This window comes from Planktophila turicensis (SeqCode) (assembly GCF_965234405.1).
GTDB classification, from domain to species: Bacteria; Actinomycetota; Actinomycetes; order Nanopelagicales; family Nanopelagicaceae; genus Planktophila; species Planktophila turicensis.
The window spans coordinates 429,860-456,563 of the sequence record NZ_OZ248346.1; the positions used below are offsets into that span (position 1 = coordinate 429,860).

Here is a 26,704-nt window from a genome sequence, read left to right on the forward strand (position 1 = left end):
CAAAGCTTTAAATAGTGGGGTATGGGGTAATTGGCAGCCCTGCTGATTCTGGTTCAGTAAGTCTAGGTTCGAGTCCTGGTACCCCAGCGCAGTACAAAGCAGTACCTACAACTTCATATGTTTGTCCTAGTTATTTTTTGGCACGGCCCCGTCGTCTAGCGGCCTAGGACTCTGGCTTCTCAAGTCAGCTACGAGGGTTCGAATCCCTTCGGGGCTACACATGTATCGATAAGAATCGAGATGTATATGGCTTTTACAGAACGCATTGATTTATCTGATGCGCAAGTAAAGGCCATTTCTGCTTTAGTAAACGGTCGCATCTCTCAGAACGAATCAGTTCTTGATGCACATGGGCGTGATGAATCTGCCTTTCCTCCTATTCGACCATCAGCGGTAGTAACCGTGCATTCCACTGAAGAAGTTTCAAAGGTGCTCGCTTATTGCAACGCTGAAAAGATTCCTGTCACAGCATTTGGCGCTGGATCATCTCTTGAAGGCCATGTTCTGCCGCTCTTCGGTGGCATCTCATTAGATTTAAGTGAGATGGATAAGATCGTAAAGATTTCACCTGATGATTTAACTGTCACTGTTCAAGCAGGCGTTAAGCGCATGGCGCTCAATAAGAAGCTAGCCAATGACGGGTTGTTCTTCTCAGTTGACCCAGGCGCTGATGCAACTATCGGTGGAATGACTTCAACGGGCGCAGCCGGCACGACCACAGTTCGCTACGGATCGATGCGCGAGAACGTATTGAAGTTAACTGCCGTTCTTGCAGACGGAACTGTGATTGAAGCAGGACGCGAGACTCGCAAACTATCTGCGGGCTATGACTTAGCGCGTTTGATTGTTGGCTCTGAAGGAACTCTGGCAGTTGTCACTGAAATTACGCTTCGTGTATTTGGCATCCCTGAAAAGATGGCGGCAGCAGTTTCGCGCTTTCCATCCCTTGCAGACGGTGTACAAGCTGCGATAGCCATTGTCCGTTCAGGTGTTGCTATCGCTCGCTGTGAATTCCTTGATGCGCAATCGATTAAGAACGTCAACGCCCACGATGGCTTAACTCTGCAAGAAGCGCCCACACTGCTCTTTGAATTCCATGGTTCACCACGTGGCGTTGAAGAAGATGCCAAAGTTGTTCAAGAGATCACCAGTGATTTCGGTGGAACAGATTTCGAGTGGACTGCCGAAGAAGGCGAACGCCGTAAGTTATGGCAGGCACGCCACAATGCTTACTGGGCAGGCATTGCAGCGTTTCCTGGAATGCGCGCAATCAGTACAGATGCAGCAGTTCCGCTATCAAAGCTTGCTGAAGCAGTTGGCGTTGCAGAAAAAATCCTTAAAGAATCACCTTTCCCGCATTCAATTCTGGGACATGTTGCCGATGGCAACTTCCACACCTTTATCGTTACAGATCCCAAGAAGCCTCATGAACTCGATGAAATCCGCGAGCTAACCCATAAGACAACATCGGCGATTATCGCTATGGGTGGCACATGTACTGGCGAACATGGAATTGGCGCCGGAAAGATTGACTCACTTCTTGAAGAAGCAGGAGCTTCATCAGTTGCAGTGATGAAATCGATTAAGGCCGCCCTTGATCCCAACGGCATTTTGAATCCGGGCAAAATTTTTCACTAGGTAAGTGCTAGCCCTCGCACTTTAGTAAAAGCGAGCTGAGTGAATGCAATAAGTTTGATACATGCGAGTTATTACTGTCGATCAATTGAAGTCAGTTCTAGTTAACCTTCCCGAGAATCCTCGAATTATCGCTTCAGGTAACTTTGCAACACCGAATACTCTTCTCAAGGTTGCAGATGAGAACATATCTGAGTTCAAGCTGCATATGCTCAACGCTCAGCCAGGGATTCCAGATCGTGAAGGCATCACTTACGAGACAGCATTCGTTGGCCACGGAATGCGCAGACATCCGCGCCTTGAATACATTCCATCACGTCTTTCACTATTGCCCGTAGTCATCCGAGACTTTGCCCGCCCTGATGCAGTCTTTATCCATACATCTGAACGTCGCCATGACACGGTCTCCCTTGGTACCGAAGTAAATATCTTGCCTGCGGCAATCGAAACCGCCCGTGCACACGGTGGAGTAGTAATTGCTCAAGCCAATAAGCAGATGCCTTACACCTATGGCGATGCACAGATTTATGAATCAGAGATTGATTACCTTGTTGAAGTCGATGAGCCACTACTGACAAAACCTGAGACAACTTTTGCACCTGAGTCTCTTGAAATTGGTCAGCGGATTGCAGCGTTGATTGAAGATAACTCAACTCTGCAGCTCGGAATCGGTGCGATTCCTGATTCTGTTCTTACATCACTCAAAGATCGCAAAGGTTTAAGAATCTGGACCGAGATGTTCTCCGATGGAGTCTTAGACCTTCACAAGATGGGCGTGCTTGACCCAGATATTTTGTTGACCGCTTCTTTTATCTTCGGCTCACAAGAGTTATATGAGTGGCTACACCTGAACCGTCGCGTGCAAATGTTGCGTACCGAACGCACCAACGATCCAAGCGCCATTGCTAAGCAGGCAAAGATGCAATCGATTAACGCAGCACTTCAAATCGATCTCTTTGATCAAGCAAACGCTTCTCATGTGCGCAGCGAGATTTACTCAGGCTTTGGCGGTTCTACTGACTTTATTGTGGGTTCCCTTCATAGCCGTGGCGGTCGTTCCTTCATGGCACTTCCTTCATGGCATCCCAAAGCTCAGGTTTCAACAATCGTTCCGCGCCTGACTGAGAACATCACCAGCTTCCAGCATTCATTTGTTGTTACAGAACAAGGAGCTGCTGCTTGCTTTGGACGTACGCAATCTGAACAAGCGCTTAATTTGATTACTCATGCAGCGCATCCAAATGCGAAGGAAGAACTAATCGCTGCGGCATCTGAGTTGAAGCTACTGAAGTAACTGCGCTATCGAAGCACCTAGTTGTGTGACTAGGGGAGCAGGGTTAGTAATGCACTTATTTATATCGGACTCAATCGACGTCAGCGTGTGAATACCTGCATACCCAGAGGCGTGATGCGTATCCGCATCACCGCAGACTAAGTAGGTAGGAATTGATAACTTCGCAGCGCGCTGCAAGATTCCCCACGGAGCTTTGCCGTGCACGCTCTGCGAATCAAAGCGACCTTCGCCGGTGATGATTGCATCAGCGCCAGCAATCTTTGAGTCAAAGGTAACGAGGTCAAGAATTAAATCGATTCCACTTCGCGCTTCAGCCTTTAAGTACGCATAAGCCATAAAGCCAAAGCCACCTGCAGCACCCGCACCTGGCGTTGTTGCATATTGACCAGCCACAAGGGATGCAAAGTGAGAAAGAGATTCTTCAAGAACTTCTACCTGCTCTGGCGTTGCACCTTTCTGTGGAGAAAAGACGTGCGATGCGCCGTTAGCACCAAGCAGTGGATTGGTGACATCGCTAGCCAAGGTAAATGAAACATGTGCAAGACGGGGATCTAAACCAGATGTATCAATCGTTACGCAATTAATGAGCGCAGCAACACCCGGCGCAATTTCAGCACCTGTTGAATCAAGCAGCTTTACGCCAAGTGCTTGAAGTGCTCCAGCACCGGCATCTGTTGTTGCAGTTCCACCGATAGCGAGAATGAACTTCGTGGCACCTTTATCAAGGGCCGCAAGAATCAACTGTCCTGTACCGAAAGAAGTTGCGTTCAGCGCATCTTTCTTACCATCAGGTAATTGAGATAAACCAGATGCCTGCGCCATTTCAATAAAGGCGGTATCACCCTTGATTGCAATGAGTGCGGAAACAGGATTGCCCATGGGGCCTAGAACTTCAACAGAGTGCGAAGTAAACCCGGCTTGCAGCACTGCATCGAGAGAACCTTCTCCGCCATCGCCGATTGCAATCTTTATCGTTTCACAATCTGGGATTACCGAATGAATTCCTGATTCAATCCATGTTGCAATATCGCCTGAAGATGCGCTGCCCTTAAATGAATCAGGGGCGATAACAATCTTCATGTATGAATACTAAGAGCGCTGCGCTAATCTTCCATCATGAAAATCGCGAGATTCGGCCAGGTAGGTTCAGAACGTCCAGCAGTGATGGTTAGCCAGACTCAAGCAGTCTATGTAGATCACTTGATTAAGGATTGGAATCGCCCCGAACTCGAAGCTGGCGCGTACGAGAAGGTGAAGTCAGCAGACCATTCTGCGCAGGCTCCCTTTGATATTGCAGGCCTTCGCATTGCAAGCCCGGTTGCTCGTCCAACAAAGTTGATCTGCATCGGCCTTAACTATGCACGCCACGCAGCTGAATCTGGAATGACACCGCCTCCAGAACCTGTGGTCTTTATGAAGGCACCTGATTGCCTCATCGGACCTAACGATGAAATCGCGATCCCGCCGAATTCAACGGCCACAGATTACGAAGTAGAACTTGCCATCGTTATCGGCAAGCGCGCTCTGTATTTGAAGAATGAATCAGAAGCTCGTAGCCACATTCTTGGATATTCAATTAGCCAAGATGTTTCTGAGCGCCACTGGCAGATAGAACGCGCTGGCCAATGGGTTAAGGGAAAGTCATTTCCAACATTTAACCCAATGGGTCCAACGATTGTTACAGAAGATGAATTTAAGCCAGATGATGTTCGCTTGTACTGCACAGTCGATGGCGAGAAGCGTCAGGATTCACGCACCAGCGACTTGATCTACGGCATCGATCACATCGTCTGGTACTTAAGCCAATTTATGGAGCTATTCCCAGGCGACATCATCAATACCGGAACACCCGAAGGTGTTGGTATGGGCTTTAAGCCAACAAAGTATTTGGCTGCAGGTCAAGAAGTAATCACAGGTATTGAGGGCATCGGAGAGATGCGCTCAAAGACTAAAGCTTCTTAACTCTTACTTCACCGTAAATTGCTTGGTAAGTAGCAAGCGGCCATTTACTTGCACAGTCACGATGCGCTTTCCTGCACCTACAGTGTTCTTGCCAACGCGGCTAACAACGCCATTGATCTTTACGATCACTGACTTACCAGTTGTATTTGATATATAGACCGAAATAACGCGACCAGCCAAAGAAGCACTTGCACGAGATTCCGGCGCAGCCTTTACAGTGACTGTAAATGTACGAATCGCGCTAGCAAATGCTGCTGTACTTGCTTGTGTAGCAGTGATTGTTACGGAACCAACAGCTACTGGGCTAAGCACTCCGTTAGAAACTGTTGCAATCGCAGGGTTACTTGATGTGAAGCTCCAGGTACCTGTTGATTGACTTACAGGTGCTGCAATCGGCTTTGCTCCAGCTCCGATTGTGAGCTCAAGGTTTGCAAATGCTGCAATCGTTGGCGATGGCTTTACAGTAATTGTTGCCTGCACAGTTGGAGATTGTCCGTACTTGCCAGCAGGTTCTTGATAGGCAGAGATCACTGCAGTTCCTGCCTTGATACCTGTGATGACGTTATCGACAATGGATGCAACTGATGGGTCAGATGATGAGAAGACCCACTTGCCTTGCGAATTAGAAGTTGGAAGAACTGGATTAGTCAGCTTTTCACCAACACCAACGCTCTGTGGTGCAAAGGCGCCCAGTGTTGGAGGAGTACCGATAACGAGAACTTCAAAGGTAACTGTATTTGCAAGATAGCTATCTGTTGCTGCTTGAGTCAGAGTAATTACTGACCTACCTGCGTTATCAAATGTCAGCGTTCCATTAGTTACCCCTACAACTGTTGGGGCACTTGATACGGCAGTCCAAGCACCATCTGAGAGAGATGTTGGATATGCAATCTTGAGCGCTGGGTCTCCAACAAGTTTGGTGACAGAAGCAGGGGCAACAAGTGTCTGCTTACCCTGAATCTTCACTGTAATTACCTGTGGTGCAGATGCTGCGTAATTACCGACGGCTGCCTGAGTTGCAGTCACTGTGATCTTGCCAGGCTTAAGCGCTGTAAGCACTGCCCCATTTGTCGACGCAATTGCAACGTTAGAAGATGTATATGTCCAAGCACCAGTTGAGTTCGATGTAGGCGCTTGAAGCACAACTGTCTTTGTCGCTCCCGGATCTAGTTCAATTGCAAGGTCTTTAAAGTTACCAACTGCCACAGTTGGTGCCACTGCAGAAATAGTCACCGTCATCTGCACTGTTGCGGAGCGATATCCATCGGCCGCAGACTGCTTTGCAGTAATAACGGCGCTTCCTGTCTTGATTGCAACCAGCGTGTATCCCTCTAGGGAAGCAACAGTTGGATCAGAGCTAGTGAGCGTCCATCCACCCTTTGAATTCGATGTTGGCAGAGTGAGTTGAACTTTCGAGACGCTATCAATTGAAAGAGTGATATTGCTAAAGGATCCAATTGTTGGAGCAGGTGCATTGATAGTTAAGTTCATAGTCTTTGTGGCAGTTGCCCACTTCTGTGTTGTGGACTGCGTTGCACGAATCTGAACAGTGCCTGCATCGCGAAGAGAGACGGTATTTCCTGAAACAGTTGCGATATCTGTATTAAGAGATGTGTAGCTCCATGAACCATCTGATGTCGATGTTGGCGCTGTTAACGTGATGAAGTTCTGCGAAAGATTTACGGTCTGATCTGCAAAGCCGCCAAGAGTTGGAATGCCGGGATTTACTGTGAGGCGACTATGGCGTGATGATGCGTTGTATTCACCAGATGCTGCCTGGAAATATTCGATAACAGTTGTTCCCACCGCAAGCAGTGTGAGGTTCAAACCATTCGCTGTTGCGATTGCAGGGTTATCAATCACAACAGTCCATGCACCTGGTGAATTCGATGTCGGCGCAGGAAGAGTAAGAGTCTTCTGATCGAGGGTCGCCACTGCAGGTGTTGGGGTCTGGATGATTGTTACCGCCGCCTGAACCGGAAGTGCTGTAAAGGCAGATAGAAAGAGTGCGATAACGATGGGCAGCGATTTGATTCTCATGTGCCCATTATCGATTTATGAGCACAGTCCAGATTGAATCGACACCCCTATAAGTTAAAGGATTCTCTGTGAATTATCTTTCGGACCAGAACTATCTTTCAGATTTGTGGCGATCAGCCATCATCTCCATGAGGGCAAAGAGAACGCCAGATACGACGAAGGTCATATGAATTCCGATTCGCCAGCCTTCGCGGTTGGCATCGAAGGTTCCTTCTTGCATAAAGTCTTTAAGAAGTTCGATCACTGAGATAGCCACGAGTGAACCGATGAGCTTGATCTTCATGCCGCTTGAATCAACATGTCCCATCCAGTGTGGGCGATCTTCTGCGCCATCTGCGATTGCAATCTTTGATACGAAGTTTTCATAGCCGGCAAAGAGCACCAAGATGATGAGGTTGCCGAGCAATACTGTGTCGAGAAGTTCGAGAACCTGAAGCGTAATTTCACTCATTGTTGAAGTAGTGATGTGGCTCATGATGTGCCAGAAAGAGTGGAAGAAGCGATACAGAATTGGAATAAGGGCTAGAAGCAGACCGATATAAAGGGGAGCCAATAACCAGCGTCCGGCGAAGATTACTTTTTCTAGAAAGTGCTCGAGTTTCAACATGGGCAAAATTATGGCAGTCCAGTGTGACAAAGCTCGGTAGACATACAAAGATAGAACAATGAAGTTACGCCTGCTCGCCCTGCTTGCGCTAACTCTGGCATCCCTATCGCCTGCAGATGCGGCACAGACCTTTACTGTCGGCGGCGATCGCCCCGTCACGGTCCATCTGCCAAACCAACTTTCTGATCCCGCACCACTCCTTATCTTGCTTCACTCAGCTTCTACTTCGGGTTCGCACTTAGAGAAATACATGGGAATTGCACCTCTTGCTAAGAAGTCAGGCGTTATCTATATCGCACCCGATGGAATGGTGAACCCCATTGGAAAACGTTTTTGGAATGCATCGAAATCTTGCTGCAATCGCTTTAAGCAAGAAGTCGATGACGTTGCCTATATCAATTCATTGATCGATGAAATCAGCGCAAAGCAACCCGTTGATCCAAAGCGTATTTATTTAATTGGCCATAGCAACGGCGCATTTATGTCATTTACCTTTGCATGTAAGACAAATAAAGTCGCAGCAATCGTTGCTATCGCAGGTGCCATGGATGACGCAGCCGACTGCACGCCATCAGCGCCGCTCTCACTACTTAATATTCACGGCACTGCCGATAAGACCATCAAAGTTGGCGGGGGAGTCATGAATGACTTTCCCTACACAAGCGTGAAGACCACAGTGAAGAAGATTGCCGCTGCCAGCAAGTGCGTTGATCCCGTGAAGGTAAAGAAGGATTTCGAACCCACCATCAAGGGCCAAGAGACAACAATCTTTGACTACACCTGCGGTACACCGACCCACTTGCAATATTGGGAGATCAAAGACGGAGCACACCGCCCCAACTTGCCATCTGATTTTGCGCAACAGGTCATGGATTTCCTGCTCAAGCAGCATAAGTAAAGAACTGGCAGAATCCACCCGTGCATGAATTCACCGCAGAGGTAGAAGAACTCGCAAAAGCTGTCATGGAGTACAGCCTTGCTCGTTTGAAATCAGATCCGCCACTTGATGGCCCTCGCACAGAAGCAGATCTCTACTCTGAACTTGGTAACACCATTACCGCACAAGGTCTTGGCGGCAAAGAGACTCTCAAAGTATTTACCGACACTCTCGCATTGGCCTGTATCTCTACAGATCACCCACGCAACCTCGCATTTATTCCATCTGCGCCCAGTGAATACTCAAACCTCTTTGATCTCGTAGTCGGCGCATCTTCTCTCTATGGCGGTTCATGGCAAGAAGGCGCTGGCGCAGTCTTTGCAGAAAACCAAGCAATCAAATGGCTGATTGATATTGCAGGACTTCCACAGTCAGCCGGTGGAGTCTTTGTTCAAGGCGGCACGATGGGAAATCTTTCAGCTCTCGTTGTCGCGCGTGATCAAGCACGCAAAACACACCCCGATACTCAGCGCTGGGTGATTGCCTGCAGCGCCGAATCACATTCATCAATTACATCTGCTGCCCATGTGATGGATGTTGATGTTCTTAAGATTGAAACAAATGATGAACTACGTCTTGATGGTGCACACGTTGCTAAGGCAATCGATGATTTACATGCCACCACAAATAAGCGCGTCTTCGCGATTGTCGGAACAGCAGGAAGCACCAACCTCGGGATCGTTGATGATTTAGCGACACTTGCTAAGACAGCCAAAGAGCGAAACATCTGGTTCCATGTCGATGGCGCATATGGTCTCGCAGGTCTTTGTGCACCATCTGTTCGCCACCTGTATAACGGCGTTGAAGATGCAGATTCATTTATCGTCGATCCACATAAGTGGCTATTTGCTCCATACGATGCCTGCGCACTTGTCTATCGAAATCCCGCGTTAGCTAAAGAGACACACACTCAGCACGCCAGCTATCTTGAAACTCTGCACGATGATTCTTGGTCGCCATCTGATTATGCAATCCACTTAACTCGTCGCGTACGCGGATTACCTTTCTGGTTCTCACTCGCAGCCCACGGCACAGATGCGTATTCAGAAGCTGTTGAAGAAGGAATTCGCCTTGCTAAGGAATCTGCAAAGCGCATCGTGGCTCACCCAAACCTTGAGCTCGTGCGCGAACCAGAGCTATCTATCGTTGCCTTTACTCGCAAAGGTTGGACTCCAGCCCAGTATCAGCAATGGTCTGATGCACTGCTAGAAAAGCAGATCGGCTTTATTCCACCATCAAAGCATGCAGGTGAATCAATCTTGCGCTTTGCCTTCGTAAACCCTTGGACATCAATGGATGATGTCCAGATGATTCTCGATACGCTCTAGTTCTTAGCGATCCAACAAGTTCTGCGTTGGATCATATGTAGAACCATTACGGCGCTTTGCAATTGCACTGAGTGCTTCTAGAACAACGCGGTTAGCCAAGATTGCGGTGATATCAGCGCTATCAAATGCTGGTGCAACTTCGACCACATCGATACCAACGACAGGCAATTCAAGACAGATACGGCGAACTGCTTCAAGCAATTCACGTGAAGTCATTCCACCTGGTTCAGGAGTTCCTGTTCCTGGCGCCATTCCTGGATCTACAACATCGATATCGACAGATAAGAAGACTCCATCGCAACCATCGGTGAGCGTTGCAAATGATTCATCCAATACAGCCTTAAGGCCGCGGTGATGAATCTCAGTCATCTCGTATGAACGCATTCCTTGATCGCGCATCCACTCGAGAGTCTTGTTATCTGGCCAATATCCACGAAGACCTAGCTGTAAGAAACGATCTCCGCGGACATAACCTTCATCAATTAATCGACGCATCGGTGTTCCATGCCCAACGAGTGCGCCCCACTGATCTTCGCCGGTATCAGCATGTGCATCAAAGTGCACCATCGATACCTTGCCGTGACCTAAGTGGTTTGCAATACCGGCAACGTCAGCTGATGCAATGGAGTGATCTCCACCCAACACAACAGCAATTGCACCTGCACGTGAGATCTTTTCAGTTGCTTCGCGCAAGACAGCAAGGGATGCGACTAAATCTCCACCAGGCATCAATAAATCACCAGCATCAAAGACCTTAAGATCTTTCAAACCATCTGTGCGCAGAGCTAAATGTGGACGTTCTCCATCATGTGGCAAGTAATCGCCACCGCGAATAGCTTGCGGACCAAACTTCGCACCTGAACGATGTGAAGTTCCGCTATCGATCGGTGCGCCCACGATGATGACATCAGCACCCTTATAGGTCGCAGGATCATCAAGATCACATGCGGGAATACCTAGAAAGGTAAATGCCGGTCCATACATATTGCCGTGGTTAACCATGAGTGAAGAATATCTCTCAGGAAGAGATAAGCATGTACAAAGGGACAGAGAATGCCCGTATTGCTAACCTTGGGGTGTGTTCAAGTCGAAATTAAGAATGTCACGAGCGGCCTCGGCCTTCGCTCTTGTCATTTCACTTCTTTCTACTGGCGCAGTTATTGCTCATAATTGTCACAACGAGGCTCAAGCCCCCGTCGTGACTATGGAACATGAGCACTCAACTCATTCTGAAGCAGGCAGCGCCGGATCCAATCTCCTTAACGAGATTTGTTTCGGAATCATCTTCTTCGCACTTCTCTTCGGAGGCAAGTACCTCTTGCTCCGCCGCAGAGCGAGAAACCTAGACAGACTGCTGGGCTTCTGGAATCAATCTCTCAACTATCTGCGCCCCCCAAATCTCACTTTCGCGCTCTCTCTCCCACAACTAGGAATCTCCCGAATCTAATACTTCTCGCTGCCCATTTCACCCCACAGCGAGAAGAGGATTCTTTTGAGACGTTTTATTTTTTTATTAGCTATCTACATGGCTTTGTCGGCCAACCCCGCAATAGCGGCCCCGACCGTGCAAAGTGCCCAACGTGAAGTCGACCGACTTCGTACTCTGGCTGCAGAAAAGTTTGAAGCGGCCAATGAGATTAATATCCGAATACGTAAACTTGAACAAGAGACACAAGTCTTACAAAAGCGCGAAGCAACTTTGCAAATAAAGCTAGATGAGTCTCAGAAAAAGTTAGCTCGTATCGCGATAGCCAAGTACAAATCTGACGGGCTGGGAGAGTCGCTGGGCCTACTTTTCTCTAGCGATCCCACCGGATTCTTATCTTCATCGGGAACCTTGGATGTAATTGCAAGAAATTATGCGGCTCAAAGTCGTGAGTATGCAGTAAGTAGGCAGAACGTTGAAGCTTCTCAATTTGTTATTTCAGATCGAACAGCACTGCTCAAGTCAGAGCGGACAAAACTCAAAGTAGAAGTTTCTCGAGCTAAGTCGGCTCTAACTAAAGCAGAGAAGATTCTTAATTCACTCAAAAAGGAAGATCGTGATCGACTAGCCAGGGAAGAGGCAGATCGCGAGAACAAGATCTTGAGCGCGTCTCAAAAGTTTGCCCAGAGTTACAAAGGAGATAACACTCGAGGCTCGATTGCACTAAAGTACGCTTTACAACAAGTCGGTGATATCTATGTCTGGGCTGCAGCCGGTCCAACCAAATGGGACTGCTCGGGACTTACGATGCGTGCATTCCAACAAGCGGGAGTTTCACTTCCGCACTCATCCCGTATTCAAGTTAGATATGGCAAGTCAGTCTCTTACGGATCTGTAAAACCCGGTGATTTGCTGTTCTTCGGAAAGCCGATTAGTCACGTATCCATCTACGTGGGTGGCGGCAAAATGGTGCAGGCTCCCCGTCCTGGAAAACGGGTTGAAGTAATCCCACTTACTCCACGTTTTGGCTCGAAGCCCTTTGTTGGGGCGCGGAGGCTCTAGCGATGAAAAAAATTAACCTCTACCTCACCGTCCTTCTGATATTTCAAATCTCTTCATCGGGAGCACAAGCCACAAACCACAAACCAACGCTTGCCCAAATTGAAGCTGCAAAGAAAGCAGAGTTGGAAAAGAAGGCAGTAGCCGATGCGGCGATGAAACGGTTAGCGAAAGCGCGTGGAAATCTCAAACTACTCACTGCACTAGCAAATAAGGCTCAGGCTCGATATCAGGAGGCGCAAACACAATTGGTTAAGGCGACCGCACTTGCTCAGAAAGCCGCCGCTGATTACCAAGAGGCTGCAGCAGCCGTTGCTTCCACTCATCGGGAAATCGGAAAACTCGCTGTCAATGCCTACACATCTGGGGGAGGACTTTCCGATCTTGAATCAGTGCTTTCAGCATCTGGCCCGCAGGAGATGATTGATCGGATATCAACTCTCGAAAACTTGGGTGCTTCAAATAAAACCGCGCTCAAGCGATTTAAAGCTGCAGAGGCGATTGCACAAGAGGCCAAGAAGGTCGCTGAAGCTGCCAAAGATGCCCAACGAGTAATCACTGCAAAAGTTGCAGCAGTAAAGAAAGAGGCCGATGATGCCAAGACTGAACAGCAAAAAGAAGTAAATAAACTTCAAGCGGTCCAGGATAAATTGCAGCGCGATTTAGCATCGGCAAAGAAAGTTCGCATTACTCTGGAGCAGAAGCGACAACTTGCGATTCTGGAAGAGACGCGTGCCAATGAAGCGAGCAAAGTTAAGGGCCAATCCAAAGTTTGGAAAACCGGTGGCCCAAATGGCAAGAGCACTTCACGAACAACTGAAGCACAGAGAGCCCAGGCAGTTGAATTTGCAAAGCGACAAGTGCTCGCCCGAAAGCCGTATGTCTGGGGTAATGAAGGTCCGAGTTCATTCGATTGTTCTGGGCTTGTCTATGCAGCCTATAAATCAGCTGGTTTAGGTTGGCCAATCTGGGATCGACTTAACTCTGGTCTGTATTACACATACACAAAGCAGATTCCTCTAGCTGAAATGCAACCAGGCGATCTGCTCTTCTACTCCTATAAAGGAACCATCAGCACAATTCACCACATGAGCATTTATGCAGGCAATGGAATGATGTGGGAAGCGCGGTCGACAAAGAGCGGTCTTCGTTTCTCCAGCATTTACAGCGTAGATGGCCTCATGCCATACGCAGGAAGGGTTTAGCAATGAAAAGAATAATCGCAGTAATTCTCTGTTGGATAGCGCTCGGTTCAGCACATCCAGCAGCAGCATCTGGTGAAAGCCTTGGCTCGATTTCTCATATCCATAACGTCAGAGTTCTCGGTCAGAAAATTCTGCTGGGCACTCACGAAGGCTTATACATACTCAACGGTGAGAATGACATCACTAAAGCAAGTCCAGAGAACTTCGATGTAATGGGCTTGAGTATTGATGGATCTCGAATCTATGCATCTGGTCATCCTGGTGCAGGTTCTTCATTGCCTAACCCAATTGGATTATTGCTCTCAACAAATACTGGAAAGAGTTGGAAGAAAGTCTCACTGCAAGGAAAAGTTGATTTCCATCTTCTTGAAAGTTCGGGTGCCGAACTCTATGGAGCTGATTCGCAGAGTGGCGATCTCTTCTACTCAAATAACGCAGGAAGAAGTTGGTCAAATCAAGGCAAGAATACTTTCTCGGAGATTGCCATAAATCCAGTGAAGAAACGTGAAGCACTAGCCATTCGAGAAGGAGCGCTGATCTGGAGCAAAGATTCATTTAAGAGTGAGCGAAAACTTCCTTCGAAATTGAAGTTCAGCCAGATTGAGTGGAATAAGAAATTCTTGCTGGCAAGTTCAGGTAGCAAATTGCTCGCTTCAGTAGATCAAGGCAGAACATGGAAGACTCATTTCACCTTCAGCGCAGCCATTGGAACTATCACCCAATCATCTGAGCTCATAGTTGTTATCACGGGTAGCCAAGTCTGGAAATCATCCGATGGAGGAAAGTCATTCGCGCAATTTATTTAGCGAGTTGATTCTCGTACCCGAGATTGGTTATTGCGGAGTTGCTGCAATTACCCCGAGACACATTTCATCAGATGAACCTTCACCCCATGTGATGTAGCGCGGCGCTAGTGACTTTAACTGCGGAATCTTCTGGCGCAGCGTTGGATCGAATGTGCACTTCACGCGAATCGTGTCGCCTGCAACAACCTTTACCGGAGTCTTTAAAACTGTCGCAGATTGGTCATCGAAGTTGTAATTCTTCACATCAAGGAGCAACTTTTCAGTTGGCTTTCCTGGATTGAGAATGATGGAAAGTGAACGGCCGAGCAAGTGCATATGTGGCGCTGCAGCAATCACAGTGAAGTTGGTATTAATAACCTTGTCACATTGCGAAGTAAGAGATGCCACCGGCTTAAATGGATCTTGACCACAGAGGGCGTTGATTCCAGCAGATTCAAATGCGCTGGTTGTACTTGTACGTGCAGCTAAATCAATCAGAGATTGCTTGCGATCACAGAGAGGACCAGTCACCCCAGCAGGGCATGCCAATTCAACAGGAGCAGGGAAGAGTTCAACATGGAGTTGCTTCACGGTTGATCCCTTTGCAGGAATTGTCTCCATCACAATCTTTGATTGATCTGTCTCTACCTTGCCCCCGCTTGCTGCAAGTAAGTTGTAGTGGACTTGAAGAACGAATCGTTCATTCTTCTTAAATGGTGTCCCGTATCCCGCAGGTGAAACATCTTTGCCACGTCCTGGCGCCCATGAGCTGAGCCAAGGGGATGAGATGAATGTCGAAAGCATTCCGCCGAGACCAGATCCGCCAAAACATGGCCAGCCTGTTCCATTCTTATCTGCAGCAATCGCTTCTTCAAGATCTGCATCTGTCACGCGGAAGATGATTGCGTGGTGAACATAATTCTTACGTTGCGGAATAAATTGAATTGAGCGGATGATGGAATCCTCAGTGACCTTTGGATCAAGTAAGAAGCAGCGATAATCATCGGTGCCATTCTTAGGAGCAGCAGGTAGATGCGCCTTCTTCATCGTCACGGTATATCGCTTGGTCTTAGCTGGTGCGGCTTCGGCAACATGTGGCAAAAGAGATGCAGATAACACTGCAACAAGAGCAAGTGGAAGAACTCGTAACTTCATAACGGTGAGAATACCGAAAATTCGGAAATGCAGCGAAGCGAAAATCCAACTACCTTTACCAAGTGAGAATCAGTAGAGTTAAATTACAAGCGATAGCAGCACTTTTTGTTCTATCAGCCATCTCCCTGACTCCGATTCCAGCCACAGCAGACTCTGTGCAAGTTCGCACAATTGATACAGCAGGTGCGGTTTCACTTGATACATCGCTCTACCTTCCAAAGAAGGTTCCAGCTCCTGCCATCTTGATCGCCCATGGATTTGGTGGCAGCAAAGATTCTGTGGCAACCGACGCTCAGTACTTTGTAGATAAAGGTTTTGTTGTTCTCACATGGACTGCGCGCGGTTTCGGTAAATCAACTGGCCAGATTTCGATGAACGCCCCTGATGCAGAAGTTGCAGATACCAAGGCTTTAATTTCCTACCTTGCTCGTAATAAGAATGTACTTCAAGATAAATCAGGAGATCCACGCGTTGGCATCATGGGTAGTTCCTATGGCGGAGCCAATGCGCTGATGACAGCTAGCGCTGATTCACGAATCGATGCTGTCATTGCCGACATCACCTGGAGCGACCTAAAGAACGACTTATTCCCGCAGAGCGCAGCAGGTGTCACAACACCTGGACCATTTAAGAAAGTGTGGGCCGGAACATTCTTCTCGGCCGTATCGCTACAGGGCGCATACCTCGGTGAGTGCGGAACCTTTACTCAAGCTTGGTGCGATGCATATTCCAACGCAGCAATCAACGGCAAGCCAACTGCTAGTGAAAGCAAACTTCTCGGATCTGTTTCGCCAAAGAATTATCTGCAGGCAATCACTGCGCCAACCTTGCTCAGCCAGGGACAGGCAGATTCACTCTTCCCGCTGACTGAAAGCTTTAATTCGGCCAAAGCAATTGAGAAGGCGAAACCAAATCTTCCACTTGCCCTTATCTGGCACGCCGGGGGACATGATGGCGGAATAGACCAGACGAGTTACCTGCGCGAGCAATATCTGCAATGGTTTAAGAAGAATTTGCTGAAAGAGAAGATTGAATTCCCTGCGTTCCAATTTACAAAGACCAACGGTTCAATCTCGTTACAAGATTCCACCGTTATTCCTAAGGTATTTGCGAGCCCGAAGCTGCCAACAGATGCGACGGTAAAGCAGCTTCAGTTACTAACTCCAACTGTGGCACTTTCATTTCCTATCGGTGGAATTCCAAGTGCAATTTCAGCACTTCCTGGAATTGGTTCAGCTGGCGCACTTGCCTCACGCGTTGCTTCAACCATCGCTGGATTTAGCCCAGCGCTATTGCCCGGACAAAGTGGCTTGATCGAAAGCGCTCCGCTGACAGAGCCAATCTCTGTTGTCGGTCCATCATCTATCAAAGTTCGCATCACCAGCACAACAGGAGATGCCACTCTCTTCTTTTCATTGGTAACAAAGTCACCAAGTGGTTCTATCAATCAACCAAATGGTGTTGTTGCACCGGTACGTCTTGAGAACATTCCGCAGACCGGAACTGAAGTAACAATTAACTTGCCTGCCACAATTCTTGATGCATCAGTCGGCGACATCATTGCAGTCGGTGTTTCAAGTACTGATCAAGGCTATGAACTGCCTAAGCCATCACGCTTCTATTCTGTTTCAGCGCTATCGCCACTTTCCTATACGACTTCTGATGCAACTGCATCGCGTGCAGGGTCTGCCAACTTGATTTGGCCAATTGCCGCAGTACTTTCAGTTCTACTTGCAGCGGTTTATATCCGCGTACGCAGACCAAAGATTGCACCGAGCCATGAGAACAGCACCGCACTCGTAGAGGTTGAAAATCTCGGTAAGGTCTACAAGGACGGATACCGCGCAGTCACCGATCTTTCGTTCTCGGTAGAACGCGGACAAGTTGTTGGATTGCTCGGTCCAAATGGAGCTGGAAAGACCACAACTCTTCGTATGTTGATGGGCTTGATCTTTCCAACAGAAGGTTCCATCTTTATCGATGGCAAGCCTGTCTATCCAGGATCAGAGGCGCTAGCTAATCTCGGTAGCTTCGTTGAAGGTCCAGGTTTCTTGCCACACCTTTCTGGTCGCGAAAATCTTTCTCTCTACTGGCGCAGCATCGGTCGCGATGGCGAGCAGTACCTTGATGAAGTAGTTGCAATTACCAAACTTGGAACCGCACTGGATAAGAAAGTGCGCTCTTACAGCCAAGGTATGCGCCAACGCCTAGCAATCGCACAAGCAATGCTCGGCATGCCAGACCTACTTGTTCTCGATGAACCAACCAATGGTTTGGATCCACAACAAATCGCTGAGATGCGCCAAGTACTCAAGGATTACGCAGCAACTGGTCGCACCGTCATCATCTCTTCACACTTGCTTGCCGAAGTTCAGCAGACCTGTAGCCATGTGGTCTTGATGCACCGCGGTCAATTGATCTCGTTTGGCCCGATGAAGAAGTTGCTCGCCAAGAATCGCAAGGCTAATAACCTCGAAGAGATATTCCTCGAACTTATCGGCGATGACTTAGTCATCGGAAAGGAGAAGAAATGAGCTACACAGCCTCGAAGACTCTTCCCTATAACGTCGAGCTCTATCGTCAGTTAAAGCGCAAGCGCACAGCCTTTGCCTACGCATTCGTACTTTCACTGCCAATCCTTGTTGCTATCGCTGTGAAGTTCGGCCCATCAGGAAACAGTGGGGGACCAACCCGGCTAGGTTCTGGAACAACTGACCTTATTGGTCTTGCAACAATCGGCGCTGCCAACTTCACCACCACAATGTTGTACTTCGCCACACCATTCCTTCTTGTCACTGTAGTTGCACTCTTTAACGGCGACACTGTTGCATCAGAAGCATCGTGGTCGACTCTTCGCTACTTGCTTGCATCCCCAGTTCCACGTCGACGTTTATTAATTCAGAAAATCAAAGTAAGCCTCACGCTCTCAGCGATTGCTGTACTGCTGATGCCGATATCCGCCTGGATAGTTGGCACCATCGCATTCGGAACAAAGCCTTTACAGACACCACTTGGTGCAACTTTCACCAACTCAGTTGCGCTTTCACGAATAGCAATCATGACTGGCTACCTTGCAATCTCACTTCTCTTCGTTGCAGGCCTTGCCTTCTATTTAAGCGTTCGCACCGATGCACCACTTGGCGCCGTCGGCGTCGCAGTTGGTATCTCAATCTTGCTCAACATTCTTGATGCCATCACCGCGCTCGGCAGCATCCGCAACTGGCTTCCCGTTCACTACGCCTTCTCGTGGTTCGACGCCCTGTCCACCACCATCGACTGGTCAGTCATGATCCGCGGCGCCAGTTACTGCTTTATTTCAGGAACTGTTCTATACGCGCTAGCAATCAATCGATTCGCTCATAAGGACATCACTTCCTAGAAGGGCTACTCTAGAAACTATGCAGATCACCATTGATAAGAAGACGGGCGTATTTCTAGCCATCATCGCGCTACTTCTTGCCGTAATCGCTTCCTTTGCCATCAACCGCGGAGATCGCAGTGATCAAAATGGCTCTCAGGGCATGGGCCATCACAACGATTCTGCCTATGGCAAAGCTTCAGGAAATTACACAGGCGCCGACATCATGTTCTTGCAGATGATGATTCCTCATCACCAACAAGCAGTTGATATCTCAACCCTTGCCATCAGTAAATCTAAAGACGCAGAACTTCTTGCTCTTGCAAAGAAGATTCGCGCAGACCAGGCAGCAGAAATTGTTCAGATGAAGGCATGGCTCAAAGATGCAGGTGCATCAGAAGATATGGGCCACTCAATGGATGGAATGGGTGGAATGCTTAACGATGCTGAACTCTCTGCTCTGAAAATAGAGAGCGGTTCCAAGTTCGACATTTTGTGGCTCAAGGGAATGACTGGTCACCACGATGGTGCAATCCATATGACTCAGATGATCGAAGATGCGCAGAATGCCGATATCAAGGCTTTCAGTGTAAAAGTCATTTCTGATCAATCAGCGCAAATCGCTCAGATGAAAGAGATGCTCAACCGCATTAAATAGTTAATTAAGTGGAAGAATAGAACTATGGCAACCACAAAGAAGACCGCAGTTTCAAAGACAGCTACTAAAGCTCCAGCGAAGAAGACAGCAGCCCCAGCACCTGCCCACCAAGGCATTGATTGGCGCTCTCTCTATCTCTACGCAGTCTGCCTCGTTACCCTGCTCGTCGTACTCTTCTCAACAGTTGCCCTCGTTAATGCAATACTCGATGCAGTATTTCCAGACCCTGCCTACGTAGACCCTTATCTCAAGGCCGAAAACGCACCGGACCCTGCGCTCTTGCAGCAGCAAGAAGATAACAATCAGCGCCAGGCGCTTAAGAACATCTTCACAACTTTCTCAACAATGGCGATAGCAGCACCTGTCTATCTCTATCACTGGCGCCAAGCTCGCAAGACAGGCAACTAATTTTCCAATGCGCCGCACCCTGACCACTGCACTCGCACTCGCGATGGCATTCACCATTGCACCATCTGCTTCAGCTCATCAACCTGTCGAACTTCTTGATACAGACACCACACCAGCTGCTGGTCCACTTCTTGCCGACGGCACAGTTTCATTTGCGGTTCGAGCTTCATTTACCAAGTCAGGTCAGAAGAAGGCTTTCCGCGCAGCGCTCAAAGATGGCGATCAATTCGATCTGCAGTATTTGATTGTCGATAAGAAGCCTGAGAACGCAATGAAGAGCACCTTGCTTCCTCAGCTGGTAATTACTTCACCAACAGGTAAGAAGACCACCATCAAATACACTGAACGTACAAAATTCTACGAACCATTTGGCCGCACCAATTTCCTCTATCTAGCGCGCTATTCAGTCCCTGCAGAAGCTGGTATCTACAATTTTGTAATCACTTCCCGTGCAAAAGCTGCAATTACTCTTGGCGTTGGAATAAAGGAAGTTCCAGGAGAAGTTCTCCGTGGACCAGCACCAGCTTCAACTCCATCACCTGCTGCAACGAAAGAAACTCCACAACCTTCTGCATCACCCACACCTGAAATAACAACACAATCTGCCTACACAATGGCAAAGGTGAAAGAGAATAACTCTGCTGCTAGTTGCTGGACTGTTGTAAGCGGTAATGTGTATGACCTGACCCAATGGATTAAATCCCACCCTGGTGGATCTTCTGCAATCTTGAGCCTCTGTGGCACAGATGGAACCGCATCATTTAAAGCACAACACCGCGGTTCAGGGCGACCAGAATCAACTTTGGCCGGTTATTTACTCGCGCCGCTAGCTAAGTAATTAGTACTAAGGCAGCCTCACAACCAAATCAACTATCGAATCCGCATCAGCACTTGCTCCAAGTTCAATGCTGACATTGGTACTAAAGCCACGCAGCGTTGCTTCTGACAACACCACCATCTGCGCCGCAATATCTGTCATCCAATAGAACGCACCTGGCCCCACCTGTTCAATAATCTCTGCAGCCCTTTCAAGTGCCTCATCACTGAATTTCTCAACACCATCGCGATTATCTGCAAGCACCTGCAATAAGAAATCCTTGATCGCCTGTGCATCGCCTCGCACCCGCGCGTGCTCATCAAGAATCTCAGTGAGTTCGCGATCCATCGCCCTATGCCTTAACCATGTGAACATGCCTCAAAGCTAGAGCCACCCGCTGACACCGACGCGATAAGTGCTATCATGATGCATCAAGATTCATCAAGAAATCCATTGGAGGCCAACAATGACCACTCAACGTGAGAAATTCTCGTCCCAAGCCGACCCCGAAATCTTGGCCGCCGCTCGCGAGCTCGCGCAGAAGCAAGGGCGTCAATTCCAATCAGTTCTAGAGGAAGCGCTCACCGAATATTTAGAGCGCAATCAACTTGATCGACCTCGCGCGCATGTACTTGAAGCATTTGGACTGAGCATGGATCAGTTCGATGATCTATATCAAAAGCTCGCCCAGTAATGCCAGCTATCCAATACCTCACTGTTCCTGATGTCCTCGCAATGCATATGGTGCTCATTAAGAAATATGGCGGCAGTGATGGCATTCGCGATATGGGTGCACTTGAATCTGCCGTAGCCAGACCCCAATCGGGGTATTACAAAGATGTCATCGAATCAGCAGCAGCGCTACTTGAGAGCCTAGCTATCAATCACCCGTTTATCGATGGTAACAAGAGAGTTGCATTTGCTGCGACCGATACTTTTTTGCGAATTAATGGATACACAATAAATTCCGATAGCAAATCACTCCATAAGGATCTAATGAAATTTTTCGACACTGGTCAATTCAAAATGGGAACCTTGGAGCCGTGGCTTCGTAAGCTATTGTGATTTAGCCCCCCACTGACATCTCCAGTAACCTCAAGCCATGAATCCAATCGCCACAGTCATCTTCGATGGCGAATGCAGATTCTGTCTCGCATCCCTTAACTGGCTACGCCTCAATGCAGATATCAACGCACACCCATTCCAACAGGCAGACCTCCCCTCCTTCGACCTGACCCGCGCCGAGTGCGAGAAAGAAGTCATCGCCATCATCGACGGCACCACACACCGCGGCGCCGCAGCCATCGCACACCTTCTCGCACTTCGTGGCAACAGCAACCTTTCACGCCTCATCACAGCCTCAGGAAAACTGGGCGACGCGAGTTATCACTGGGTAGCAACGCATCGAAACTCACTCGTCATCAAAGCGCTCACCGTCATCCTCGAGCGCGCAGCACGCTAACGCGCGTTCCCACCCATACTCACCTAGGATTGCGCACACCTACCTAGAAAAGAGATATCTCATGGGCGCTTGCACTTGTGGTTACACAACAGATCCAGAGAAGAACTGCAACGGAACACATAAAGTCGTTCAGGCAGTTAAAGCAGATATTGCTGAGAAGCTTGCAGAGAACGGCTTCCCTCACGCATCTGAATACGTAAAGAACAACTAAACCCTTTCACATCGCATGCAGGCAAAGATCAAGAACGGCTTCCCACCCAAGACCTGCCTGCGCTGTGAACGCCCCTTCGAATGGCGCAAGAAATGGGCGCGCGATTGGGAGAATGTGAAGTACTGCTCCGAAAAATGCAAAGCAGGAAAGTAAGTGCCCGAACTTCCAGAAGTTGAAACAGTTCGCCGCGGCCTCGATCACCTCATCACCGGCTATCGCATCACCGAAGCTCACAACCTGCACCCGCGCGCACTCAAACCAGAATCCATCGCACCACTTGCATCCCTTGTCGGCGCAAAGATCACCGGCACCAATCGCCGCGGAAAATTCCTCTGGCTCACACTCAATCGCCCCTATGTCTTAGTCGCACACCTGGGCATGAGCGGACAATTTCTCATCCACCAGAAAGATCGCCCCAAAGCCACACATATCCGCGCACAATTTCAATTAAAGAAACCACTGCGCTCACTTGATCTCGTCTTTAACGATCAACGCACCTTCGGCTGGTTATCGGTTGAAGAGACCACAAACAACGTCCCCTCATCTGCCCAACACATTGCACCTGATCCATTTGATCCACTCTTTAACAAGCAAACCACCATCAACAATTACTTAAAGCGCAATATCAAGATTAAGACAGCACTCCTCAATCAAGAGATCATGTCCGGAGTCGGCAATATCTATGCCGATGAAACTTTGTGGCGCGCCAAGATCCACCCAGAAACACTCACCTCAGAACTCACACCCAAGAAAGTTGCAACCATCATCGACTTCGCCACCGAAGTCATGCAGGAAGCAATCAACCAAGGTGGAACTTCATTCGATGACCTATACATAAACGTCAACGGTGAATCCGGATTCTTTGAACAATCCCTTGCCGCCTATGGCCAAGAAGATGAACCATGTCCGCGCTGTGGAACACCCATTAAACGCATTACCTTTGGAGCCCGCTCATCTCATTTCTGCCCACGCTGTCAAAGGAGAAAATAAGATGAAGAAGTTCCAAGGCCTGCGCAAAGCTTCACATTTTGGCCCCACACTCATCGTCACCACAATCGGTTTCGCATTCGCCACTCACTACTGGTGGGAAGGCCCCGCATATGTCATCGCCTTCGGAATCTTCTGCGGCCAACTCATTGTCGGTTGGACCAATGATCTCTATGACTACCAAGACGACTTAAGCCACAACCGCACCAAGAAACCACTCGTTGCAGGTCTCATCACTCCTGCTTTCTTGCGCAAGTGGATCTACTTCATGACTCCCTTTGCATTCATCGCTAATCTCCTTGGCCCACTCGGCTTCTACGGAGGACTCGTCTACATGCTCGGCATCGCATGTGGCCTTGCCTATAACTTCTACTTTAAATTCACTCTTCTTTCACCACTTCCATACGCCATCGCATTCGCTGCCCTTCCATCATCGATAGCAATCTCAAAAGAGATCACACCGCCTACATGGATGTGGCTCGGGGGAGCGCTCTTTGGAATGGCTGCACACTTCATCAACGTCATCAAAGATTTGGATGAAGATCAGCAAAGCGGCATCAACGGATTACCTCAACGCCTCGGTAAACGCCGCTCCATCATGGCAGCAGCGATTCTTATTGCTCTCGGTCTTATCGTTCTACTGTAAATCAGCGCAGGCTTCAGCAGCCTTCTCATTCGCATAATCCAAGTTTGAACCTGTCTCATCAAGCCACTTAGCAGCTTCTGTCTCAAGGCACTTGTTATATGCAGCAGGATCACTCTTGCTTTCACCGCAGCCCGCAAGAGTTAGCGATGAAGCAATAATTAGAATTGCCAAAGTTGCTTTTGTCATCCCACAAGAATAATCAACCGAGCATGTGAGTCAAGGTCTCTTGTTGTGTAGTGCTCGTTAAAGCCATATCTGTTAAATTGGACCTATGAGCACAGTGACTAAGCCAAAGCGTAAGAAGATCACCGCGTACCAACTATTTGGTTGGACCCCGCTCCTAATAACAACCGTCGGCGCAGGCATCGTGGTTGCCTTAAGCGTGTTGCGGGATTTGTAATCCTTCGACCACATAAAAAATATGCGAAGTAGATACATTGCTTTTGTCACAGCAGTCCTAGCAACTTCCATTCTTTCACCCGCGGCAGCTCAAGCTGCAACTAAAATTGGCAAACCTTGCAACAAGCCCAACGCAATTTCGATCGCCAGTGGCGTATCGGTGAAGTGCCTCAAAACGGGATCCAAATACACATGGAAGAAAGTTGCGGCAGCCAAGCCAACTTCAAAAGCGACAATGGCGCCCGCGCAACCAGTTACATTTCCAACTTCATTTTCAGATTTAAAGGCTAACCGAAAAGGAATTTCCCAGGCGGTATGGTCAAAAGTCAATGCAGCAATAACAACTAACGCAGCAAAAATCGGGACTTTCGAAATTTTCACAGGTCCTAACACGAAGCCTTACTACGAGGATTACCTCAAGGTCGCCACACTCGTATCTAAGTTATTCCCAAATATGAAGGAACCTTCCTCGAACATCGTCATCCGTTACAAATACGAAGACCTTGAGTGGGCAACGACAAAGATCGCCCAGCTCTTGCCTAAATCAGAGATTGAAAGACTAAATCGTGATGAAGGTGGCCGTCTGCTAAGCAGTAACTGTGAGCCCGAACGAAATACATGTTTTGGCTCTAAACAATTGACCACAACTACGGGGGTCAACGTAATTCTCCAGGGCGTTCCAACTTCCTCCCCGGCCGGTGATTCAGTCGAGAGACAACGTTTCTTTGAAGGCATGTTGGAAGCGCATGAGTATTTCCACTCTTTCCAGCGCATCCCATTACTGAACAAGCCTCTTGAGCAGAAGGATTACCCTCCTGTGTGGTTTGTCGAAGGATCTGCGGAATGGGTTCAAAATGCAGCAACCAACGGCACTAACTTCCAAAAGTATAAGAACTTCATCACCGCAGATTGCAGATCTGTTTGCACAAACCTGACTCAAGCAGATATCACCAAGATTCTTACTGAATCCACGAATAGTTTCTGGCCAAACGAGTACGACTACTTCCTGAATTACAACCTCGGGAGCGTCATTATTGAAAGCCTTGTTGCAATCACAAACCCAGAATCAATTATTGCTTTTTATGACCAAATCGCAGAGCGAATTGGATTCGAAGCAGCGTTTAAGAGCGTCTACGGCCTGGCGTGGAAAGAAGCTATCCCAATCTTGGCAGAGGTGACCTTCCTTAACCTCCAAGGCAAGTAACTATTCCTCCCAGTAAAACTTTCCATCGCATTTAAGGATCTTGGAGCACATCGCATCTAATGACCTGGCGACGTTGTACTGCTCGTCAATTGCGCTCTCAGTCAATGTGCCAATGACGTTGCCTTCATTATCAACAACAGGCCCACCGCTATTGCCACGCGATGCATTAGCTGTAATGAGAACCTCGGTCTGATTGATATTGAGTACTGACCCAAAAGAGACCGAGCCTTGATATCCGTCGGCGCTTCCAACAACCATCGTCCAATAACCAGGAGATGGCATGTACTGGGACAAACTCAACACCGGAATTTTCAGATCAGAGACAATTACCGCTAGATCATTTTTCTTGTCGAGAGTGATAATTCGCGCTGAATAATCTTTAGCAAAGAGTCGATGAACTGTTAGATATTTTTCGTTACCGATGCAATCTTCAACAACATGGTGGTTGGTGATAAATACCTTGTCGTATTTTGCGTATGCCTTTTCTTCGAGCTGTACCGCCCAAGCAGAACCGAGACTTTCTTTGCCCGGAACGTCGCAATTAACCATCACTGTAGAACGCTGGGTATGTTCGACCAGCCCTCCCACATCACGAGGCTGCACATACCCATCACTACGAGGATCGGTTAATTGATACTGCCCCGAAGGTGACCATGCCAAGAGGAAGGCACCCATAGCAAAAGGGGCAACAACTATGACAATGGCTGCAATGAACTTATTAGCTGGTGATTCGCTCATACCCATCAGCCTAGGCACCCCCACTGACAAATGCCCGCATCTTCCCAACCCATTCAATCTGCGCTTAAATCAGATATGGAAACTTTGATTCTGACATTCCCTTGCAAGCCAAGTGCTGGAAAAGTTCTCCTCGAAGCTTTCGCAACGGCCCTCTCGGATACCCGCGCATTCCCAGGTTGCATCTCTGTCACTACCTACACAAGTGCAACAAATCCCGACGACATCATTCTCATTGAAGAGTGGGATACCAGAGATTCTCAAATGAAATACATGCAATGGCGCGCAGAAACAGGAATGCCCGAACAACTGGGACCTCTTCTCGCAGGACCTCTCAAAGAGGAATGGCTTGTTGCACACTCCATTTAATTCTCACCTCACACCTA

33 protein-coding genes and 2 tRNA genes are annotated in these 26,704 nt (G+C 48.3%); 26 read left to right on the top strand and 9 right to left on the bottom strand.

The window, feature by feature from the left end:
- The first annotated feature begins 15 nt into the window (after positions 1–15).
- From AC8GFK_RS02195 to AC8GFK_RS02210, 4 genes are all read left to right on the top strand, one after another.
- Positions 16–87, top strand: a tRNA-Gln gene (locus AC8GFK_RS02195).
- Positions 88–144: 57 nt separating this feature from the next.
- Positions 145–217 (top strand) — tRNA-Glu (locus AC8GFK_RS02200).
- Positions 218–246: 29 nt separating this feature from the next.
- Positions 247–1,638: an FAD-binding oxidoreductase gene (locus AC8GFK_RS02205; RefSeq protein WP_506625558.1), complete on the top strand. Its 1,392-nt coding sequence runs from the start codon at positions 247–249 to the stop codon at positions 1,636–1,638.
- Positions 1,639–1,699: 61 nt separating this feature from the next.
- On the top strand, positions 1,700–2,929 hold the full coding sequence (locus AC8GFK_RS02210) for an acetyl-CoA hydrolase/transferase family protein (RefSeq protein WP_506625559.1): 1,230 nt from the start codon (positions 1,700–1,702) through the stop codon (positions 2,927–2,929).
- On the opposite strand, the gene AC8GFK_RS02215 is transcribed toward AC8GFK_RS02210, so the two are convergent.
- On the bottom strand, positions 2,918–4,009 hold the full coding sequence (locus AC8GFK_RS02215) for a glycerate kinase (RefSeq protein WP_506625560.1): 1,092 nt from the start codon (positions 4,007–4,009) through the stop codon (positions 2,918–2,920). The two genes, AC8GFK_RS02210 and AC8GFK_RS02215, sit on opposite strands and share 12 nt — an antisense overlap.
- A gap of 36 nt (positions 4,010–4,045) precedes the next feature.
- On the opposite strand from AC8GFK_RS02215, the gene AC8GFK_RS02220 reads away from it, so the two are divergent.
- Complete coding sequence (locus AC8GFK_RS02220) at positions 4,046–4,891, top strand: fumarylacetoacetate hydrolase family protein (protein ID WP_506625561.1); 846 nt, start codon at positions 4,046–4,048, stop codon at positions 4,889–4,891.
- A 3-nt stretch (positions 4,892–4,894) separates the two neighbouring features.
- Here the strand turns inward: AC8GFK_RS02220 and AC8GFK_RS02225 are convergent, their stop codons facing one another.
- Together AC8GFK_RS02225 and AC8GFK_RS02230 are read right to left on the bottom strand one after the other, a co-directional pair.
- Complete coding sequence (locus AC8GFK_RS02225) at positions 4,895–6,931, bottom strand: hypothetical protein (protein ID WP_506625562.1); 2,037 nt, start codon at positions 6,929–6,931, stop codon at positions 4,895–4,897.
- A gap of 91 nt (positions 6,932–7,022) precedes the next feature.
- Positions 7,023–7,538, bottom strand: coding sequence for a TIGR00645 family protein (locus AC8GFK_RS02230; protein WP_095673299.1), 516 nt, complete (start codon positions 7,536–7,538; stop codon positions 7,023–7,025).
- A 58-nt stretch (positions 7,539–7,596) separates the two neighbouring features.
- Between AC8GFK_RS02230 and AC8GFK_RS02235 the strand changes: the two genes are divergently transcribed.
- Together AC8GFK_RS02235 and AC8GFK_RS02240 are read left to right on the top strand one after the other, a co-directional pair.
- Positions 7,597–8,436, top strand: coding sequence for a CE1 family esterase (locus tag AC8GFK_RS02235; protein ID WP_506625563.1), 840 nt, complete (start codon positions 7,597–7,599; stop codon positions 8,434–8,436).
- A 20-nt stretch (positions 8,437–8,456) separates the two neighbouring features.
- Positions 8,457–9,803, top strand: a complete 1,347-nt coding sequence (locus AC8GFK_RS02240) for a pyridoxal phosphate-dependent decarboxylase family protein (RefSeq protein WP_506625564.1) — start codon at positions 8,457–8,459, stop codon at positions 9,801–9,803.
- A 3-nt stretch (positions 9,804–9,806) separates the two neighbouring features.
- On the opposite strand, the gene speB is transcribed toward AC8GFK_RS02240, so the two are convergent.
- Positions 9,807–10,805: an agmatinase gene (speB, locus tag AC8GFK_RS02245; RefSeq protein ID WP_095673302.1), complete on the bottom strand. Its 999-nt coding sequence runs from the start codon at positions 10,803–10,805 to the stop codon at positions 9,807–9,809.
- Between the two features lie 76 nt (positions 10,806–10,881).
- Here speB and AC8GFK_RS02250 point away from each other — a divergent pair, with 76 nt between their 5' ends.
- The 4 genes from AC8GFK_RS02250 to AC8GFK_RS02265 all read left to right on the top strand — a co-directional run bounded on the left by AC8GFK_RS02250 (position 10,882) and on the right by AC8GFK_RS02265 (position 14,299).
- Positions 10,882–11,250, top strand: coding sequence for a hypothetical protein (locus AC8GFK_RS02250; RefSeq protein ID WP_506625565.1), 369 nt, complete (start codon positions 10,882–10,884; stop codon positions 11,248–11,250).
- Positions 11,251–11,367: 117 nt separating this feature from the next.
- Complete coding sequence (locus tag AC8GFK_RS02255) at positions 11,368–12,291, top strand: C40 family peptidase (RefSeq protein ID WP_506625566.1); 924 nt, start codon at positions 11,368–11,370, stop codon at positions 12,289–12,291.
- 2 nt (positions 12,292–12,293) lie between these two features.
- Positions 12,294–13,493 carry a C40 family peptidase gene (locus AC8GFK_RS02260; RefSeq protein ID WP_506625567.1) on the top strand — a complete coding sequence of 400 codons (1,200 nt, stop codon included), beginning with the start codon at positions 12,294–12,296 and terminating at the stop codon, positions 13,491–13,493.
- Positions 13,494–13,495: 2 nt separating this feature from the next.
- Positions 13,496–14,299, top strand: a complete 804-nt coding sequence (locus AC8GFK_RS02265; RefSeq protein WP_506625568.1) for a WD40/YVTN/BNR-like repeat-containing protein — start codon at positions 13,496–13,498, stop codon at positions 14,297–14,299.
- Positions 14,300–14,326: 27 nt separating this feature from the next.
- Here AC8GFK_RS02265 and AC8GFK_RS02270 read toward each other — a convergent pair whose 3' ends face one another.
- A complete protein-coding gene (locus AC8GFK_RS02270; RefSeq protein ID WP_506625569.1) occupies positions 14,327–15,433 on the bottom strand; it encodes a monooxygenase in 1,107 nt (368 codons plus the stop codon).
- 62 nt (positions 15,434–15,495) lie between these two features.
- On the opposite strand from AC8GFK_RS02270, the gene AC8GFK_RS02275 reads away from it, so the two are divergent.
- The 5 genes from AC8GFK_RS02275 to AC8GFK_RS02295 are packed head-to-tail and all read left to right on the top strand — an operon-like array spanning position 15,496 to position 20,695.
- The gene (locus AC8GFK_RS02275) at positions 15,496–17,967 is read left to right on the top strand and encodes an alpha/beta fold hydrolase (protein ID WP_506625570.1); all 2,472 of its coding nucleotides are present in this window, start codon (positions 15,496–15,498) and stop codon (positions 17,965–17,967) included.
- On the top strand, positions 17,964–18,812 hold the full coding sequence (locus tag AC8GFK_RS02280) for an ABC transporter permease (RefSeq protein ID WP_095673305.1): 849 nt from the start codon (positions 17,964–17,966) through the stop codon (positions 18,810–18,812). The genes AC8GFK_RS02275 and AC8GFK_RS02280 overlap by 4 nt, the downstream gene beginning before the upstream one ends.
- Positions 18,813–18,831: 19 nt before the next feature.
- The gene (locus AC8GFK_RS02285) at positions 18,832–19,449 is read left to right on the top strand and encodes a DUF305 domain-containing protein (protein WP_506625571.1); all 618 of its coding nucleotides are present in this window, start codon (positions 18,832–18,834) and stop codon (positions 19,447–19,449) included.
- 24 nt (positions 19,450–19,473) lie between these two features.
- Complete coding sequence (locus AC8GFK_RS02290) at positions 19,474–19,857, top strand: hypothetical protein (protein ID WP_506625572.1); 384 nt, start codon at positions 19,474–19,476, stop codon at positions 19,855–19,857.
- A 7-nt stretch (positions 19,858–19,864) separates the two neighbouring features.
- Complete coding sequence (locus tag AC8GFK_RS02295) at positions 19,865–20,695, top strand: cytochrome b5 domain-containing protein (protein WP_506625573.1); 831 nt, start codon at positions 19,865–19,867, stop codon at positions 20,693–20,695.
- Between the two features lie 6 nt (positions 20,696–20,701).
- Here AC8GFK_RS02295 and AC8GFK_RS02300 read toward each other — a convergent pair whose 3' ends face one another.
- Positions 20,702–21,022 carry a hypothetical protein gene (locus AC8GFK_RS02300; protein WP_506625574.1) on the bottom strand — a complete coding sequence of 107 codons (321 nt, stop codon included), beginning with the start codon at positions 21,020–21,022 and terminating at the stop codon, positions 20,702–20,704.
- Between the two features lie 118 nt (positions 21,023–21,140).
- On the opposite strand from AC8GFK_RS02300, the gene AC8GFK_RS02305 reads away from it, so the two are divergent.
- The 7 genes from AC8GFK_RS02305 to AC8GFK_RS02335 all read left to right on the top strand — a co-directional run bounded on the left by AC8GFK_RS02305 (position 21,141) and on the right by AC8GFK_RS02335 (position 23,980).
- Positions 21,141–21,368, top strand: coding sequence for a hypothetical protein (locus AC8GFK_RS02305; protein ID WP_095673312.1), 228 nt, complete (start codon positions 21,141–21,143; stop codon positions 21,366–21,368).
- Positions 21,368–21,739, top strand: a complete 372-nt coding sequence (locus tag AC8GFK_RS02310) for a type II toxin-antitoxin system death-on-curing family toxin (RefSeq protein WP_506625575.1) — start codon at positions 21,368–21,370, stop codon at positions 21,737–21,739. Before AC8GFK_RS02305 ends, AC8GFK_RS02310 begins: the two co-directional genes overlap by 1 nt.
- A 37-nt stretch (positions 21,740–21,776) precedes the next feature.
- Positions 21,777–22,136 (top strand): DCC1-like thiol-disulfide oxidoreductase family protein, encoded by a 360-nt coding sequence (locus AC8GFK_RS02315; protein WP_506625576.1) that lies wholly within the window; start codon positions 21,777–21,779, stop codon positions 22,134–22,136.
- 61 nt (positions 22,137–22,197) lie between these two features.
- A complete protein-coding gene (locus tag AC8GFK_RS02320) occupies positions 22,198–22,347 on the top strand; it encodes a hypothetical protein (RefSeq protein WP_506625577.1) in 150 nt (49 codons plus the stop codon).
- 15 nt (positions 22,348–22,362) lie between these two features.
- On the top strand, positions 22,363–22,500 hold the full coding sequence (locus AC8GFK_RS02325) for a DUF2256 domain-containing protein (protein WP_095673316.1): 138 nt from the start codon (positions 22,363–22,365) through the stop codon (positions 22,498–22,500).
- On the top strand, positions 22,501–23,337 hold the full coding sequence (gene mutM / locus AC8GFK_RS02330; RefSeq protein WP_506625578.1) for a bifunctional DNA-formamidopyrimidine glycosylase/DNA-(apurinic or apyrimidinic site) lyase: 837 nt from the start codon (positions 22,501–22,503) through the stop codon (positions 23,335–23,337).
- A gap of 1 nt (position 23,338) precedes the next feature.
- Positions 23,339–23,980, top strand: a complete 642-nt coding sequence (locus tag AC8GFK_RS02335) for a UbiA family prenyltransferase (RefSeq protein WP_506625579.1) — start codon at positions 23,339–23,341, stop codon at positions 23,978–23,980.
- Here the strand turns inward: AC8GFK_RS02335 and AC8GFK_RS02340 are convergent.
- Positions 23,972–24,166: a hypothetical protein gene (locus AC8GFK_RS02340; protein ID WP_506625580.1), complete on the bottom strand. Its 195-nt coding sequence runs from the start codon at positions 24,164–24,166 to the stop codon at positions 23,972–23,974. The genes AC8GFK_RS02335 and AC8GFK_RS02340 overlap by 9 nt on opposite strands.
- A gap of 85 nt (positions 24,167–24,251) precedes the next feature.
- On the opposite strand from AC8GFK_RS02340, the gene AC8GFK_RS02345 reads away from it, so the two are divergent.
- Positions 24,252–24,380, top strand: a complete 129-nt coding sequence (locus tag AC8GFK_RS02345) for a hypothetical protein (RefSeq protein ID WP_506625581.1) — start codon at positions 24,252–24,254, stop codon at positions 24,378–24,380.
- An 89-nt stretch (positions 24,381–24,469) separates the two neighbouring features.
- On the opposite strand, the gene AC8GFK_RS02350 is transcribed toward AC8GFK_RS02345, so the two are convergent.
- Positions 24,470–24,760, bottom strand: coding sequence for a hypothetical protein (locus tag AC8GFK_RS02350; RefSeq protein WP_506625582.1), 291 nt, complete (start codon positions 24,758–24,760; stop codon positions 24,470–24,472).
- A 73-nt stretch (positions 24,761–24,833) separates the two neighbouring features.
- Between AC8GFK_RS02350 and AC8GFK_RS02355 the strand changes: the two genes are divergently transcribed.
- Positions 24,834–25,583, top strand: coding sequence for a hypothetical protein (locus tag AC8GFK_RS02355; RefSeq protein WP_506625583.1), 750 nt, complete (start codon positions 24,834–24,836; stop codon positions 25,581–25,583).
- Here the strand turns inward: AC8GFK_RS02355 and AC8GFK_RS02360 are convergent, their stop codons facing one another.
- Complete coding sequence (locus AC8GFK_RS02360; protein ID WP_506625584.1) at positions 25,584–26,321, bottom strand: trypsin-like peptidase domain-containing protein; 738 nt, start codon at positions 26,319–26,321, stop codon at positions 25,584–25,586. It abuts the gene before it with no gap.
- Between the two features lie 30 nt (positions 26,322–26,351).
- On the opposite strand from AC8GFK_RS02360, the gene AC8GFK_RS02365 reads away from it, so the two are divergent.
- Positions 26,352–26,687 carry a putative quinol monooxygenase gene (locus AC8GFK_RS02365; RefSeq protein WP_506625585.1) on the top strand — a complete coding sequence of 112 codons (336 nt, stop codon included), beginning with the start codon at positions 26,352–26,354 and terminating at the stop codon, positions 26,685–26,687.
- Positions 26,688–26,704: the final 17 nt, after the last annotated feature.

Coding starts and splice junctions, on each gene's coding strand:
- AC8GFK_RS02310 (WP_506625575.1), top strand. CDS start 21,368: ATGCCAGCTATCCAATACCTCACTGTTCCTGATGTCCTCGCAATGCAT.
- AC8GFK_RS02300 (WP_506625574.1), bottom strand. CDS start 21,022: ATGGATCGCGAACTCACTGAGATTCTTGATGAGCACGCGCGGGTGCGA.
- AC8GFK_RS02230 (WP_095673299.1), bottom strand. CDS start 7,538: ATGTTGAAACTCGAGCACTTTCTAGAAAAAGTAATCTTCGCCGGACGC.
- AC8GFK_RS02210 (WP_506625559.1), top strand. CDS start 1,700: ATGCGAGTTATTACTGTCGATCAATTGAAGTCAGTTCTAGTTAACCTT.
- AC8GFK_RS02305 (WP_095673312.1), top strand. CDS start 21,141: ATGACCACTCAACGTGAGAAATTCTCGTCCCAAGCCGACCCCGAAATC.
- AC8GFK_RS02340 (WP_506625580.1), bottom strand. CDS start 24,166: ATGACAAAAGCAACTTTGGCAATTCTAATTATTGCTTCATCGCTAACT.
- AC8GFK_RS02225 (WP_506625562.1), bottom strand. CDS start 6,931: ATGAGAATCAAATCGCTGCCCATCGTTATCGCACTCTTTCTATCTGCC.
- AC8GFK_RS02320 (WP_506625577.1), top strand. CDS start 22,198: ATGGGCGCTTGCACTTGTGGTTACACAACAGATCCAGAGAAGAACTGC.
- AC8GFK_RS02355 (WP_506625583.1), top strand. CDS start 24,834: ATGAAGGAACCTTCCTCGAACATCGTCATCCGTTACAAATACGAAGAC.
- AC8GFK_RS02220 (WP_506625561.1), top strand. CDS start 4,046: ATGAAAATCGCGAGATTCGGCCAGGTAGGTTCAGAACGTCCAGCAGTG.
- AC8GFK_RS02315 (WP_506625576.1), top strand. CDS start 21,777: ATGAATCCAATCGCCACAGTCATCTTCGATGGCGAATGCAGATTCTGT.
- AC8GFK_RS02260 (WP_506625567.1), top strand. CDS start 12,294: ATGAAAAAAATTAACCTCTACCTCACCGTCCTTCTGATATTTCAAATC.
- AC8GFK_RS02235 (WP_506625563.1), top strand. CDS start 7,597: ATGAAGTTACGCCTGCTCGCCCTGCTTGCGCTAACTCTGGCATCCCTA.
- AC8GFK_RS02215 (WP_506625560.1), bottom strand. CDS start 4,009: ATGAAGATTGTTATCGCCCCTGATTCATTTAAGGGCAGCGCATCTTCA.
- AC8GFK_RS02325 (WP_095673316.1), top strand. CDS start 22,363: ATGCAGGCAAAGATCAAGAACGGCTTCCCACCCAAGACCTGCCTGCGC.
- AC8GFK_RS02285 (WP_506625571.1), top strand. CDS start 18,832: ATGCAGATCACCATTGATAAGAAGACGGGCGTATTTCTAGCCATCATC.
- AC8GFK_RS02360 (WP_506625584.1), bottom strand. CDS start 26,321: ATGAGCGAATCACCAGCTAATAAGTTCATTGCAGCCATTGTCATAGTT.
- AC8GFK_RS02270 (WP_506625569.1), bottom strand. CDS start 15,433: ATGAAGTTACGAGTTCTTCCACTTGCTCTTGTTGCAGTGTTATCTGCA.
- AC8GFK_RS02280 (WP_095673305.1), top strand. CDS start 17,964: ATGAGCTACACAGCCTCGAAGACTCTTCCCTATAACGTCGAGCTCTAT.
- AC8GFK_RS02335 (WP_506625579.1), top strand. CDS start 23,339: ATGAAGAAGTTCCAAGGCCTGCGCAAAGCTTCACATTTTGGCCCCACA.
- AC8GFK_RS02205 (WP_506625558.1), top strand. CDS start 247: ATGGCTTTTACAGAACGCATTGATTTATCTGATGCGCAAGTAAAGGCC.
- AC8GFK_RS02290 (WP_506625572.1), top strand. CDS start 19,474: ATGGCAACCACAAAGAAGACCGCAGTTTCAAAGACAGCTACTAAAGCT.
- AC8GFK_RS02265 (WP_506625568.1), top strand. CDS start 13,496: ATGAAAAGAATAATCGCAGTAATTCTCTGTTGGATAGCGCTCGGTTCA.
- AC8GFK_RS02345 (WP_506625581.1), top strand. CDS start 24,252: ATGAGCACAGTGACTAAGCCAAAGCGTAAGAAGATCACCGCGTACCAA.
- AC8GFK_RS02295 (WP_506625573.1), top strand. CDS start 19,865: ATGCGCCGCACCCTGACCACTGCACTCGCACTCGCGATGGCATTCACC.
- AC8GFK_RS02365 (WP_506625585.1), top strand. CDS start 26,352: ATGCCCGCATCTTCCCAACCCATTCAATCTGCGCTTAAATCAGATATG.
- speB (WP_095673302.1), bottom strand. CDS start 10,805: ATGGTTAACCACGGCAATATGTATGGACCGGCATTTACCTTTCTAGGT.